We start from the raw sequence: 13,569 nt of genomic DNA on the forward strand, positions 1-13,569 counted from the left end.
GATCGTTCCGGACGCCCCCCCCCGCCAGGACGTCCTACAGGGCGGCGTAGCCGCGTTCGCGCAGGGACTGGCCGTACTGCTGGAGGACCCAGAGTTCGTTCTGTACGGCGGCGAGGTGTTCGGGGTCTGCGCGGGGGCCGAGGCGCTGGAGGGTGCCGCGGATTTCGGTGACGCGGCGGTTGACGGCGGCGAGGCGGACGGCGACCAACTGGACCCCGGCGTAGGCCTCGTCGGGGTCGCGGCGGGTGTGCAGCGGTTCGACGGCGAGCTCGGTGACCATGGCGCGGACGGTGTCGTCGGGGGCGGCCTCCCGCACCCGGGGGACGTACGCGCTGTCGGCGGCGCCCGCCGAGGCGCCGCCGGCGGCCTCGATGCACTGGCGGACCACGGCGTAGGGCGGGGCGGTGAACTCGTCGGCACCGTAGGCGTCGAAGGCCGGGGAGACCAGGTCGGGGCGCTGCAGCGCGAGCTTCAGCAGCTCTCGCTCGACGCGGTGGGCGGGGCTGCGGAGGTTGAGCGCCGGGCCGCGCGGACCGGGCGCGGGGCGGGCCTGCTCGGCGGCCGGGGGCTGGCCCCGGCGCTGCTGACGGCCCTGTTCGGGGCCGCCGTCACGGCCGCGCTCACGGGCCCAGCGGGCGAGCTGGCTGACGCGGCGGACGACGAACTGGGTGTCCAGGATGCCGAGCATGCCGGCGAGCTGGACGGCGGATTCGTGCTGGATGGAGCTGTTCTTGATGTTCGCGACGATGGGGGCGGCCTCGTCGAGGGCGGCGGCGCGGCCGACGGTGGTGTCGAGGTTGTGCCGGGAGACGACATGGCGCAGCGCGAACTCGAAGAGCGGGGTGCGGGCCTCGACGAGGTCGGCGACGGCCGCGTCGCCCTTGGCGAGCCGCAGGTCGCAGGGGTCCATCCCGCCGGGGGTGATGGCGATGGAGGTCTCGGCGGCGAACTTCTGGTCGTCCTCGAAGGCGCGCAGGGCGGCCTTCTGGCCCGCGGCGTCGCCGTCGAAGGTGAAGACGACCTCGGAGCCGGCGTTGTCCATCAGGAGGCGGCGGAGGATCTTGATGTGGCCTTCGCCGAAGGCCGTGCCGCTGGTGGCGATGGCGGTGGTGACACCGGCCAGATGGCAGGCCATGACGTCCGTGTAGCCCTCGACGACGACCGCACGGTTGGTCTTGGCGATCTCCTTCTTGGCGAGGTCGATGCCGTAGAGGACGTGGGACTTGCGGTAGATGGGGGTCTCGGGGGTGTTGAGGTACTTGGGGCCGTTGTCGTCGTCGCGGAGCTTGCGGGCGCCGAAGCCGACGACCTCGCCGGCGATATCGCGGATCGGCCACATCAGGCGGCCGCGGAAGCGGTCGATGGGGCCGCGGCGGCCCTCCTGGGCGAGGCCGGCGAGGACCAGCTCCTGGTCGCTGAAGCGGCGCCCGCGCAGGAAGCGGGTGAGGTGGTCCCAGCCGGCCGGGCTGTAGCCGACGCCGAAGTGCTGGGCGGCGGCCTGGTCGAAGCCGCGCTCGGCGAGGAACGTGCGGGCGATCTCGGCCTCGGGGCTGTCCAGCTGCTCGACGTAGAACTGGGCGGCGGCCTTGTGGGCCTCCACCAGGCGGGTGCGCTCGCCCTGCTGGCGGCCGGGGGTGTAGCCGCCTTCCTCGTAGCGCAGGGTGATGCCGGCCTGGGAGGCCAGCCGCTCGATGGTCTCGGCGAAGGAGAGGTGGTCGAGCTTCATGATGAAGTCGACGGTGTCGCCGCCCTCCTGGCAGCCGAAGCAGTGGTAGAGCCCCTTGGCCGGGCTGACGTGGAAGGACGGGGACTTCTCGTCGTGGAAGGGGCACAGGCCCTTGAGGTTGCCGCCGCCGGCGTTGCGGAGCTGGAGGTATTCGGACACGACGGCGTCGATCGGGACCGCGTCCCGTACCGCCTTCACATCGTCATCGTTGATCCTGCCTGCCACGCGTGAATTCTACGGCCGGGGTCGGACACTCCTGGCCGGGAGGCGCTGCCGGGTGTCCGGTGAGGCGTCAGCGGGTGGCCGGGAGGCGTCCGCCGGTGGCCGGGAGGCGTCCGCCGGTGGCCGGGAGGCGTCCGCGAGCGCCGATGGCTTGCCCCCCACCCCCGAACCCACCCCCGCCCCCTCCCCCGAAGGGGGAGGAGGGGGGAGGGGGCGGGGGAGCAGCCGGAGGGGCGCAGACCAGGAGGGCCGGAAACCAGGGAGCCTCCCCGGAGATGTGCCGCCCGGCGGCCTCCCGCCCGGAGGCCTCCCGCCCGGCGGGAGCCCGCCCGGAGACGTCCCGCCCGGCGGCCTCGCCGCTCGCTCACCCCAGGAGTTCCCGAAACCGTTCCACTCCCACGTTGCCACCCGAGATGATGACGCCGACGCGGGGCGGGCGGGGGGATCGGCCAGGTCGTTCAGGGCGTTCAGGCACCGGGGGAAGGTCGATGTGCCCGGCGAGGAGGGCGGCCAGGGCGGTGGCGCCGCTGGGCTCGATGACGATCTTTAGGCGTTCGAAGGCCAGCTTCATGGCCGCGCGGATCTCGTCGTCGCTGACCAGGACGACCGAGTCGAGCAGCCACCGGTTGATGGAGAAGGTCAGCTCGCCGGGGATTTCGGCGGCCTGGCCGTCGGCGATGGTGCGCGGGACGGGCACGGTGACGCGGTGGCCGGCGGCCAGTGAGCGCCGGGTGTCGTCGCCGGCCTCCGGCTCCACGCCGATCATCCGGATGCCGGGGACCAGGGCGGTCGCGGCGGTGGCGGCGCCGGCCATCAGCCCGCCCCCGCCGACCGGGGCGAGCAGGGCGTCGAGCGGGCCGGTCTCCTCGATCAGCTCCAGGGCGGCGGTGCCCTGGCCCGCGATGATGTGCGGATGCTCGTACGGCGGGATCAGGACGAGGCCGCGCTCCTCGGCGATCTTGCGGCCGAGGGCGACGCGGTCCTCGGTGTACCGGTCGTAGGTGATGATCTCGGCGCCGTATCCGGCGGTGGCGTCCTTCTTGGATGCCGGGACGTCCTCGGGCATCACGATGACCGCGTGGCTGCCCAGCTCCCGGGCGGCGAGGGCGACGGCCTGGGCGTGGTTGCCGGAGGAGTAGGCGGCGACCCCGCGGGCCAGTTGCTGCGCGGAGAGCCGGGAGAGGGCGTTGTAGGCGCCGCGGAACTTGAAGGCCCCCACCCGCTGGAAGTTCTCGCACTTGAGGTGGACCTCGGCGCCGGTCAGCGCGTCGAGGGTGCGGGAACGCAGGACCGGTGTGCGGTGGGCCACGCCTGCCAGCCGCCGGGCGGCGTCCCGGACGTCGTCGAAGGTGACGGCCGGGACGCCGGCGGTGCTGCCGGAACCGGAGCTGGAGCCAGAACCGGAACCGGAGCTGGAGCCAGAACCGGAACCGGAGCCGGTGGAACCAAGGGGGTTCTGCGTCATATGCGCACGCTACGGGAGCAGCGAGGCCAGCGGAACCTCCGGATCGGCCAGTGCCTCGGGCTGCAACCGCGCCCCGCCGCGGATCAGTTGCTGGATGGATTCGGCGACGTCCCAGACGTTGACGTTCATCCCCGCGAGCAGCCGGCCGTCCGCGCCGAGCCAGAAGGCGATGAACTCCCGCTTGGCGACGTCGCCGCGGCAGACGACCTGCTCGTAGGAGCCGGGCGGGGCGTAGCCGGAGTACTCCATGCCGATGTCGTACTGGTCGGAGAAGAAGTACGGGACGCGGTCGTAGCTGATGTCCTGGCCGAGCATGGCGCGCGCGGCGGCCGGGCCGCCGTTGAGGGCGTGGGCCCAGTGTTCGACCCGCAACCGGGTGTCCAGCAGGGGGTGGTCGGCGGCGGCGACGTCCCCGGCGGCGTAGATGAACGGGTCGGAGGTGCGCAGCGCCGCGTCGACGGCCACCCCGCCGCCGGCCTCCGGGTCGGCGAGGTCCAGCCCGGCCTGTTCGGCGAGCGCGGTGCGCGGGGCGGCGCCGATCGCGGCGAGCACGTCGTGGGCGGGATGCTCCTCGCCGTCGTCGGTGCGCACCGCGAGCACCACACCGTCCTGTCCGACGATCTCGGTGAAGCGGGCCCCGAAGTGGAAACGGACGCCGTGTTCGCGGTGCAGATCGGTGAACAGGCCGCCGAGTTCGGGGCCCAGGATGCCGTGCAGCGGGGTCGGCGCGGACTCGACGATGGTCACCTCGGCGCCGTAGGAGCGGGCCGCCGCGGCAACCTCCAGGCCGACCCAGCCGGCGCCGGCGATGACCAGATGGCCGTTGTCCCGGCCGAGGGAGGCCAGTACGCCGCGCAGCCGTTCGGCGTGGGCGAGGCGGCGCAGGTGGTGCACGCCGGCCAGGCCGGTGCCGGGGATGTCCAGACGGCGGGGTTCGGCGCCGGTGGCCAGCAGCAGCTTGTCGTAGGCGATCAGGGTGCCGTCGCCGAGGCGGACGGTCTTGGCCTCGGGGTCGAGGCGGACGGCGGGCTGGCCCAGATGCAGTTCGATGTGCGCCCGGGCGTACCAGGCGGGCTCATGGACGAAAACGCTGTCGCGCTCTTCCTTCCCGAGCAGGAACCCCTTGGAGAGCGGGGGGCGCTCGTACGGGTGGTCGCGCTCGTCGCAGATGAGGATCACCCGGCCGGTGAATCCCTCCGCGCGGAGAGTCTCCGCGGCCTTTGCGCCGGCCAGGCCACCCCCGACGATGACGAACGTCTGGTGTGCGTCGACCACTTGTTTTCCTCCTCGTTGCGGTGCCGTACGTCCGCGTCCGCGTCCGTAATCGCCCCCCTGTGTGCCCCGGTCTGCTCCCCCTCGTTGATGCCCGCGGCGCCGCCGGCGTTCCCGTTCGCCGGTGATCGGGGGTGTCGGTGCGGGATCCTGGTGCGCCGGTGAACCGGGGTGTCCCGTGCACTGCGGCCGGGGCTCTCGGCCCACCGTGGTCAGGGTTCTCTGTTCACTGTTGTCAGGGTGCTCCGTTCGAAAGCGGCCGGGTTCGAGCGTCCCGCACGGAGCGTGAGGGGGGAAGAGCATGAGGGAGAAGAGGGGCTTCCCCCTAGGGTCACCCTCGGTTGCCCGGCGCGTGACCAGGGTGGCGGGTGAGGCGGGCGTGCAGAGAGCGGGCCGAGGTGTCGGTCAGGGCCGCGATCTGGTCGATGACGGCGCGCATCCGTGCGGTGTCGTCGGGGGCCGCGTCGAACAGTGAACGGAACTGCGGATCAAGGCCGTCGGGGGCGCGGGCGAGCAGCGCCTCGGCCAGTTCGGCGATGACGATGCGCTGCTCGGCACGGAGCGCTTCCTGGTCAGGGCGCTGCATGACGTACCGGTCGGCGACGGCTTTCAGAACGGCGCATTCCCACCGCGTTTCGGCCGGAACCACCAGCTCGGCCGCGTAGCGGGTGAGCGGCCCGGTCCCCCACCGGGCCCGGGTCGCGGCCTCGGCCGCGAGGCAGAAGCGGCCGATCAGCTGGCTGGTGGCGTCCTTCAGGCGGGCCTGGGCCAGCGCGGAGCCGTCGTAGCCGTGCGGCCACCACTCCTGCTCCAGCAGGCGGTCCAGTGCAGCGGCCAGTTCCTCGGATCCGGCGCCGGGCGCATAGCGCTCACCGGCGACCGCGAAGATCTCGGCGCGTTCGGCGTCCGCGAGCAGGAGGTTGGGGTCGAGGTGGCCGGCGTGCAGCCCGTCCTCGACGTCGTGCACCGAGTAGGCCACATCGTCGGACCAGTCCATGACCTGCGCCTCGAAGCTCTGCGCACCGGCGGGCGTGTCCCTCCGGAACCATTCGAAGACCGGCAGGTCGTCCTCGTAGACCCCGAACTTCGGGGACGCCGGGTCGGTGGGGTGGGCGCCGCGCGTCCAGGGGTACTTGGTGGCCGCGTCGAGGGCGGCGCGGCTGAGGTTGAGCCCCACGCTCACCGTCGAGCCGTCCGCGGCGGGCACGAACCGTTTGGGCTCCAGCCGCGCCAGCAGCCGCAGCGACTGGGCGTTGCCCTCGAAACCGCCGCAGGCCGCGGCGACTTCGTTGAGCGTCTGCTCGCCGTTGTGCCCGAAGGGCGGATGGCCGAGATCGTGCGCCAGGCAGGCGGTCTCGACCAGGTCCGGGTCGCAGCCGAGGGCGGCGCCGAGCTCCCGGCCGACCTGGGCACACTCCAGGGAGTGGGTCAGCCGGGTGCGCGGGCTGGCGTCCCAGGCGGGGGTGTGGGCGCCGGGGGTGACGACCTGCGTCTTGCCGGCCAGCCGGCGCAGCGCGGCGGAGTGCAGCACCCGCGCGCGGTCGCGCTGGAAGGCGGTGCGTCCCGGCCGTTTGTCGGGCTCGGAAACCCAGCGCTCGGTATCGGCCGCGGTATAGCCGGGGATGGTCGGTGAGGTGCCGGTCATACAGCGACGGTAGCCGCCTTGGTGCTCTCGGGACCGGATCCGGTACGTGCGAGGAGCGCCTGGTCGTAGCGGTGCAGGACGAGACGGGCCAGTGCGGGGTGGTCGCCCAGGGGCGCGGAGGCGGTCCCGGGGGCGGCGGCCGCGCTCTGGGCGGCGAAGCGACCGGGGGCGGTGAAGCAGGAGGCGACGGCGATCCGGTCGTGGCCGCGGGCGGTCAGCGCAGCGAGGGCGTCGGGGACGGTGGGGGCGATCTGAGAGGGGCCACGCGAAGCGTCACGGGCCGGGGTGGTGGCGGGCGACGGGAGGGCTGAGGCGTAGGCGGGCAGTACGGGGGTGCCGCCGAGGCGGGCCGAGAGCAGTTGCGCGGTGCGCTCGGTGTCCTGGACCGACTGCGGGGCACGGGAGCCGGCGGCGGCCAGGACCACGGCGCCGCGTGGGCAGCGGCCGGCGGGGAATCCGGCCTCCAGGAGGCGGCCGTGCAGCGCCTCGGCGAGGAGGGTGTGCGGCCCCAGGGGTTCGGCGACCCGGCCGGTCAGGTGGACAGCGCCCCTCAGCGCGGCGGGCAGGTCGTGGGTGACGTGGTGGCCCCGGCCGAAGAGCAGCGGGACGAGGACGGCCGCGCCGTCCAGCTCGGCGAGGGTGTCGGCGAGCAGGGGACGGTTCAGCTCGATGTGCCCGAGCCGTACGGGCAGCCCGGGGCGCAGCGCCCGGACCCGGTCGAGCAGCGCCCGGACGGTGGGCAGGGCGCGGGGGTCACGGCTGCCGTGAGCCACGGCGACGAGGGTGGGGGGCGGCGGAGCCGGGCTGCGGAAACCGTGCAGCCGGACCCGGCCGAGCCGGGTGCCGAGCTGTGCACTGATCTCGGCGGCGAGGTCTCCCGCGCCGAGGGGGCCGGGGAAAGCGGAGGGCGGGTGCGGTATCGGCGCCGTCATGCCGTGAGCGTGGCAGGCGCGCGTTGCGGTGCCGTTTCCCCGCGGCGAACTTCGTGTTCCTTCCGGCTGCCGGCGGCCCCGGTCGCGCGGTCAGGACCCGCGGGCAGGACGGGCGCGCGGGACGGGCGCGCGGGCAGGCAGGACGGGCGGGCAGGCCCCGTCACCCGGGTCCCTGCCGACCGCTCCGGCCTGCGCTACGCCCGGCACGCTCTGCGACCGGCGCGCCCGGCGAGCCCGGCCGCCCGGCACGCCCCGTGCCCGGCGCGCCCGGCGAGCCCGGCCGCCCGCCGGCCCGCGCTACGCCCCGTGCGCGTCGACCTCCCGCAGGTACGCCGCGCGAGCCGCCTCGTCGAGGAAGGAAGCGCGGAAGGAGTTACGGGCGAGGGTGCGCAGCGTCTCGGCGTCGAGGCCGAGGGCGTCGCGTACGGCGGTGAAGTTGTCGCCCGCGTAGCCGCCGAAGTAGGCCGGGTCGTCGGAGTTGACGGTCACCAGCAGTCCGGCGTCCAGCATCGCGGGCAGCGGGTGGTCGGCGAGGTCGTCGATGACCCGCAGCCGGACGTTGGACAGCGGGCAGACGGTGAGCGGCACCTGCTCGGCCGCCAGGCGGGCCACCAGCCGCTCGTCCTCAAGGGAGCGCACGCCGTGGTCGATCCGGTCCACGCCGAGGACGTCCAGGGCCTCCCACACATAGGCCGGGGGCCCCTCCTCCCCCGCGTGCGCGACGCACTTGAGTCCGGCCTCCCGGGCCAGCGCGAAGACCTCCTTGAACTTCGACGGCGGGTGCCCCACCTCGGCGGAGTCCAGGCCGACGGCGGTGATCCTGTCGAGGAAGGGGCGGGCCGCCTCGAACGTCGCCAGGGCGGAATCGGCGCTCTCGTCGCGCAGGAAGCACATGATCAGGCGGGTGCTGATGCCGTAGGTCTCCTGGGCGCTGTCGAGCGCGCGGGCCAGGCCGTTGATGACCGTCGCGATCGGGACGCCGCGCGCGGTGTGCGCCTGCGGGTCGAAGAAGATCTCGGCGTGCCGTACGCCCTGTTCGCGGGCGCGGGCGAGATAGGCGTGGGCGAGGTCGGCGAAGTCGTCCTCGGTGCGCAGCACGGCCATCAGCGCGTAGTAGAGGTTCAGGAACGACTGCAGATCGTCGAAGGAGTAGGCGCGGCGCAGCTCGTCCTCGGTGGAGTACGGCAGGGCGACGCCGTTGCGCTCGGCGAGTGCGAAGGCCAGCTCGGGCTCCAGGGTGCCCTCGATGTGCAGATGCAGCTCCGCCTTGGGCAGCGGCGCGGGGGCGGTTGCGGCGGAGGGGGAGGACGGGGAGGAAGCCACGCGGGTCACACCTGTTCTGCGGTTCGGAAGTGTTCTGCGGTACGGGAAGTCGTCAGCGGTACGGGAAGTCGTCAGCGGTACGGGAAGGGGTTGCGGGCAGCGGACAACGGTCAGGGGTTGCGGGGCCTCGGCCGGTGACCGGAAGGGGCCCGTCCGGCGAGGAGTTGCCAGGCTATCCGGGCCGGTGACCGGTGCCGCGGCGGCACCCTGGCAGCCCGCGCGCCGGTTGTGTCTTTGCGAGGGAGGCCGTGCGGGCATTGCGACGCAGGCCGGTGGTGTCTCTGCCGCGGAGGCCGGTGGCGTCACTGCGGCGGAGGCCGGTGGCGTCACTGCGGCGGAGGCCGGTGGCGTCACTGCGGCCGAGCCGTCAGCCGGCCGCGGCTCTCGACGCCGGCCAGTCCCCGCCCTCGATGGGGGTGCCGGTGGCGCGCAGCCGGGCGGCGAGGCGGTCGGCGGCCAGGTAGACCCAGGCCCGTACGGTTCTGCCGTCCGCGCGCACGGCCTCGGTGCACACCCGCTCGTAAAGGTTCTCCGGGTCGCCGGGGGCGTAGTCCTCCAGCCGGTCCAGCGTCGCGCACACCTCGTCGTAGTCGGTGTCGCGGGGCAGGACGAGGTCGCCGTGGACCACCGCGCCGGCGGGTCCGGCCGTCGCGTAGGGGTATCCGGGGCCGTCGTAGAGCAGCGCGCCGCCGATGTGGGCCGGTTCCTCGGCCGTGGTCCGGCCGCGCAGGGCCCAGGCGTGGTTGGCCTCGCCGGGACGCAGCGTTCCGTAGACGAAGAACGGCAGGCGCTCGGGCTCGGTGGTCATGGCGGTGCTTCCTCTCCGGGCCGGGGTGCTCCCTCTGCCACGATGCCAGGCCGCCGCCGCAACCATCACGGCGCGGTGGGCGTCGCAGCCTGCGAGACCAATCACGACGGACGAGACCGGTCACGACGGACGAGACCGATCACGTCCGTCGTATCGATCACGACGGACAGACCGAAACGACCGGCATGGCCGGGAACGGGGCACGGACGGATGCAAGGGCAGGAACCGGGGCCGGTGCGGCGTGCAGGGCGGCGCGTACGGCAGCGCGCAGGGAGCGGACTGCGGGGACTACGCGGACTACGGGGACTACGCCGAATACGGCTGCCGCGGACCCGTCGTGGCCGGCGCCGCGCCTATCAGGCGGTCGTCGCCCTGACGGTGCTGGCGCTGGCGCCCGCGACCTGGATGAACGCCTCGGCGGGCCCCCGGGTGCGCAGTGTCGCGGACGCGCCCGCCGCGCCCGTCGCCATCGTGTTCGGTGCGGGGCTGTGGAAAGGCGCGCCGTCGCCGTATCTCGCCCATCGGCTGGACGCGGCCGCCGCCCTGTACGACCGGGGCACGGTCCGCGCGGTCCTGGTCACCGGCGACAACAGCCGGGACGACTATGACGAGCCGGACGCGATGCGCGCCTATCTGCTGCGGCACGGTGTCCCGGCCCGCAAGATCGTCAGCGACTTCGCGGGCTTCGACACCTGGGATTCCTGCAGCCGTGCGCACCGGGTCTTCGGCGTGGACCGGGCGGTGCTGGTCAGCCAGGGCTTCCACATCCGGCGCGCGCTGGCGCTGTGTCAGGCGGCCGGGGTCGACTCGTACGGCGTCGGGGTGGCCGCGAAGCGCGATGTGACCTGGGCGTACGGCGGTGTCCGGGAGATCTTCGCGGCCCCGAAGGCGGCGGCGGAGGCGCTGCTGCAGCCCGATCCGCGCTTCCTCGGGCCGCACGAGAAGGGGGTGGCGGAGTCGCTGCGTTAGCGCCCCCGCCACCCCACCGTTAACGCCCCCGCCCCCCTCGGAGCACGATCACGCCTGCGATGCCCGGGCGTAGAGGCTGAGGACCCTCTGGCCGAAGTACGGGCTGTAGGAGATGCGGTCGCTGTCCGGGCCCTTGGGGCCGCCGCCGTTGAGGCCGCCGATCAGGCCGATGACCCGGCCGGTCCCGCTCTCCTCGTCGAAGTCGGCCAGCCAGGGGCTGCCGGAAGTGCCGCCGTAGAACCCGCCGCACTCCATGCGCAGTTCATGGGTGCCGGACAGCCGGCTGGTGCGGGTGGCGCAGCGTACGGCCTTGTCCTGGGGGTCGTTACGGACGTTCGGGTAGCCGACGACGGTGACGTCATTGGTGTAACCGGGCGCCGGGGAGAGGGTGTTGCCGCCGGTGGTCTCCTCTACGGGCCGGCCGTCCTCGTCGGGGGCGACGGTGGCGAAGGCGAAGTCGAGGTCCGCCCCGGCGCCGGTGGTGCCACGGCCGGGGTAGGCGAAGGTGTCCTCGATCGCCCACACCCCGTACGGCTGTTTGTCCGCGCCGGAACGATACTGCGGGACAAAGGCCGCCCGGGTACCCGGATTGCAGTGCCCGGCGGTGAGGATCAGGTTGCGGTGCGGGCTGTGCACCACGCTGGCGGTGCAGTGGTGCGCGCCGGCGTCCCCGTCCACGGAGAACAGCACGCCGACGGACGGGACGCCGTCGAAGTGCCGGGCGGTGGCGGCCGACTTGGCGGCAGGGGCGGACTTGGCGGCGGGAGCGGACCGGGCTCCGGCGGCCCGGTCCGAGGTGCCGCGCACGGGGCCGGCCGGTGCGGCGGCCGCCATCCGGTCCGGCGTCCAGTAGGCGGCGGCGTCCCGGCTGGTCCAGGTGGCACCGGGGCGGGGGCTGGGGCTCGGCCGGTCGCCGTGCGCCGCCGCCTGCGGGGCGTCCTGGGCGGCATGGCCCACGGAGGCGAGGGTCAGGCACGCCGCCACACCGGCCACCGCGGTCCCGGCCGCGATCCAGCGCCGCCGGACCGGCCGCTTCTGTGCATGCCGCGTCGTCGCACCGCGCCCAGTGGTGTTGCGTTCCACGTCAGCTCGTCTCCTTCGCGACCCAGGACAGATAGCCGGCGCCACCGTGGGTGACCGGCGTGGCGATGATCTCGGGGGTGTCGTAGTCGTGCGCCTGCAGCAGATAGGCCTCCAGGGCCTCGTAGCGCGCCTGGGCCGTCTTGAACAGCACCTGCCACTCCTGGCCGGTCTCGATCGCGTCGTCCCAGCGGTACACCGAGGTCACCGGCGCACTGATCTGCGCGCAGGCGGCGAGCCTTAGCTCGATCGCGCCGCGGGCCAGGTGCGCGGCCTTGGCCTCGCTGTCGACGGTCGTCATCACGGTCAGGAATCGGGCGTCCGGGTGCCCCGCGGAGCCGGGTGGTCGGGTCGATTCGGTCGGGTCGGTCGGGTCGGTCGGGTCGGCCACAGGTGCATCCTTCGCGGTGGGGGTCGGGAGGGATCGGGACAGACGGGACGGTGGGCCCGCACCGGCCGAGCAGGCGCGCTCGACGGCCGCGGAACCGCTCCGCATCGTACGGACCGAGATGATCATCCCGTAAGGGGCCGGCCCGCCCGGCAGCGGTATGCACCCGGACGCCGTCCCCTCCGCGAGGCGGCTCCCGGACGGTTCCGGACGGCCCGCCGAACGGTTTCCGGACCGCCCGCCGAACGGTTTCCGGACAGTCCCCGGCCCGCGGGCGCGCTCCCCGGTTGCGTCCCGGGGCGCACCGGCAACGATGGAAAGGAACCTCCGCCGCGTCCGCACGCGAAAGGCCGGCCTCATGGACGATCTCGATGCACTCGCCCGTCACCTGCTCGACGAAGCCAGGACCTCCGCGCACGGACGCAGCGCGCACCTCTTCCTGCACGACGGCCCGCTGCGGCAGGCCGTGATCGCCCTGACCGCGGGCACCGAGCTGGACGAGCACAACACTCCCCCGGCAGCGAGCCTGCACGTCCTGCTCGGCCGGGTCCGGCTGACCGGGGAGGGCGGCGGCCCGGAACTGAAGGCCGGTCAAGTCGCCATGCTCCCGCGCGAACGGCACGGGCTGCTGGCCCTGGAGAACGCGGCGGTGGTGCTGACGGCCGTCACGGGAGTCCCGCTGAGCGAGCGCCGTACGGCGGCCGCGGCGGCGGCCCCCGGGTAGGGCTGCGGCGGCGGGCGCCCACGGGGAGGGCTACTGCGGCGACCGGGAGAGGCCGCGACGGACGCGACCGCCTCGGCCGACGCTCAACCTTCCGAGTCTTCACATTTTTCTGAATCTTCCGTACCGTCGATGGCATGACCAGTCCGAGCGCCACCCCGCCCCCTGCGCGGGTGCAGCAGGTGCAGCAGGTGCAGCAGGTGCAGCAGGTGCAGCTGACCGAGGAGAAGGAAACCCTCCTCGCCACGCTCTACGGCCGCGCGGTCGACAGCCGCGCGAAGCGTCCGATCCTCGGCGACACCCTGGCCGCCGAGACCGTGCGACGGCTCGACTACGACTTCTCCAGGATGCGGATGGGTCGCGGCGACGCGGCCGGAGTCGCCCTGCGCGCCCGGCGGTTGGACGCCTGGACGGCACGCTTCCTCGCCCGCCACGAGGGAGCGACGGTGGTGCACCTGGGCTGCGGCCTCGACAGCCGCGTCCACCGTCTCGCCCCCGGCCCGGGGGTGCGGTGGTTCGACGTCGACCACCCCGAGGTCATCGCGCTGCGCCGGGAGCTCTACCCGGAGCGCGCGGGGTACACCACCGTCCCGTCGTCGGTGACCGACCCGGCCTGGACCACACGGATCCCCTCGGACCGGCCGACGATGATCGTGGCCGAGGGACTGCTGATGTATCTGACCGAGGAGGACGGTACGGCTCTGCTGCGGCGGCTGATCTCCCACGTACCGAGCGGCGAGCCGGCCTTCGACGCCTTCAGCAGATTCGCGATCCGTGCACAGCGGCTCAACCGGGTCGTCGTGAAGGCCGGCGCGCGGCTGCACTGGGGCACGGACGTCGCGGGCATCGCGCGGCTGAGCCCGGAGCTGGAGATCGTCGAGAACATCAGCGCCCTGGAGATCCCGGGGATCGAGAACCTGCCGACGGCCTACCGGCTGGCGGCCCGGGTCTCGGCGAAGGTGCCCGCGGTGCGGGACATGGCGCGGATGTACCACTGCCGGTTCTGAGCCTGTCCCCT

Annotated in this window: 12 protein-coding genes; 3 read left to right on the forward strand and 9 right to left on the reverse strand. The window is 73.8% G+C overall.

Features of this window, described 5'->3' with window-relative positions:
• Positions 1-34: 34 nt before the first annotated feature.
• The 7 genes from dnaG to ACGFR7_RS31360 form a co-directional block, all read right to left on the reverse strand.
• Positions 35-1,951 carry a DNA primase gene (gene dnaG / locus ACGFR7_RS31330; protein ID WP_393325685.1) on the reverse strand — a complete coding sequence of 639 codons (1,917 nt, stop codon included), beginning with the start codon at positions 1,949-1,951 and terminating at the stop codon, positions 35-37.
• Positions 1,952-2,312: 361 nt separating this feature from the next.
• Positions 2,313-3,413: a pyridoxal-phosphate dependent enzyme gene (locus tag ACGFR7_RS31335; RefSeq protein ID WP_393325687.1), complete on the reverse strand. Its 1,101-nt coding sequence runs from the start codon at positions 3,411-3,413 to the stop codon at positions 2,313-2,315.
• 9 nt (positions 3,414-3,422) lie between these two features.
• Positions 3,423-4,688: an NAD(P)/FAD-dependent oxidoreductase gene (locus tag ACGFR7_RS31340; protein WP_393325689.1), complete on the reverse strand. Its 1,266-nt coding sequence runs from the start codon at positions 4,686-4,688 to the stop codon at positions 3,423-3,425.
• 328 nt (positions 4,689-5,016) lie between these two features.
• Positions 5,017-6,330 (reverse strand): deoxyguanosinetriphosphate triphosphohydrolase, encoded by a 1,314-nt coding sequence (locus ACGFR7_RS31345; RefSeq protein WP_393325691.1) that lies wholly within the window; start codon positions 6,328-6,330, stop codon positions 5,017-5,019.
• A complete protein-coding gene (locus ACGFR7_RS31350) occupies positions 6,327-7,262 on the reverse strand; it encodes a sirohydrochlorin chelatase (protein ID WP_393325693.1) in 936 nt (311 codons plus the stop codon). Before ACGFR7_RS31350 ends, ACGFR7_RS31345 begins: the two co-directional genes overlap by 4 nt.
• Before the next feature lie 297 nt (positions 7,263-7,559).
• On the reverse strand, positions 7,560-8,585 hold the full coding sequence (locus tag ACGFR7_RS31355; protein WP_393325695.1) for an adenosine deaminase: 1,026 nt from the start codon (positions 8,583-8,585) through the stop codon (positions 7,560-7,562).
• 367 nt (positions 8,586-8,952) lie between these two features.
• A complete protein-coding gene (locus ACGFR7_RS31360) occupies positions 8,953-9,393 on the reverse strand; it encodes a gamma-glutamylcyclotransferase family protein (RefSeq protein WP_393325697.1) in 441 nt (146 codons plus the stop codon).
• A gap of 210 nt (positions 9,394-9,603) precedes the next feature.
• On the opposite strand from ACGFR7_RS31360, the gene ACGFR7_RS31365 reads away from it, so the two are divergent.
• Positions 9,604-10,362: a vancomycin high temperature exclusion protein gene (locus ACGFR7_RS31365; protein WP_393325699.1), complete on the forward strand. Its 759-nt coding sequence runs from the start codon at positions 9,604-9,606 to the stop codon at positions 10,360-10,362.
• Between the two features lie 48 nt (positions 10,363-10,410).
• Here ACGFR7_RS31365 and ACGFR7_RS31370 read toward each other — a convergent pair whose 3' ends face one another.
• A complete protein-coding gene (locus ACGFR7_RS31370; RefSeq protein WP_393325701.1) occupies positions 10,411-11,445 on the reverse strand; it encodes a trypsin-like serine peptidase in 1,035 nt (344 codons plus the stop codon).
• Between the two features lies 1 nt (position 11,446).
• A complete protein-coding gene (gene cutA / locus ACGFR7_RS31375; RefSeq protein WP_393325779.1) occupies positions 11,447-11,743 on the reverse strand; it encodes a divalent-cation tolerance protein CutA in 297 nt (98 codons plus the stop codon).
• A gap of 445 nt (positions 11,744-12,188) precedes the next feature.
• On the opposite strand from cutA, the gene ACGFR7_RS31380 reads away from it, so the two are divergent.
• Positions 12,189-12,554 (forward strand): cupin, encoded by a 366-nt coding sequence (locus ACGFR7_RS31380; protein ID WP_393325702.1) that lies wholly within the window; start codon positions 12,189-12,191, stop codon positions 12,552-12,554.
• Between the two features lie 134 nt (positions 12,555-12,688).
• The gene (locus ACGFR7_RS31385; RefSeq protein WP_393325704.1) at positions 12,689-13,558 is read left to right on the forward strand and encodes a class I SAM-dependent methyltransferase; all 870 of its coding nucleotides are present in this window, start codon (positions 12,689-12,691) and stop codon (positions 13,556-13,558) included.
• Positions 13,559-13,569: the final 11 nt, after the last annotated feature.

Origin of the sequence: Streptomyces sp. NPDC048516, assembly GCF_043199875.1 — a bacterium.
Taxonomy (GTDB): Bacteria; Actinomycetota; Actinomycetes; order Streptomycetales; family Streptomycetaceae; genus Streptomyces.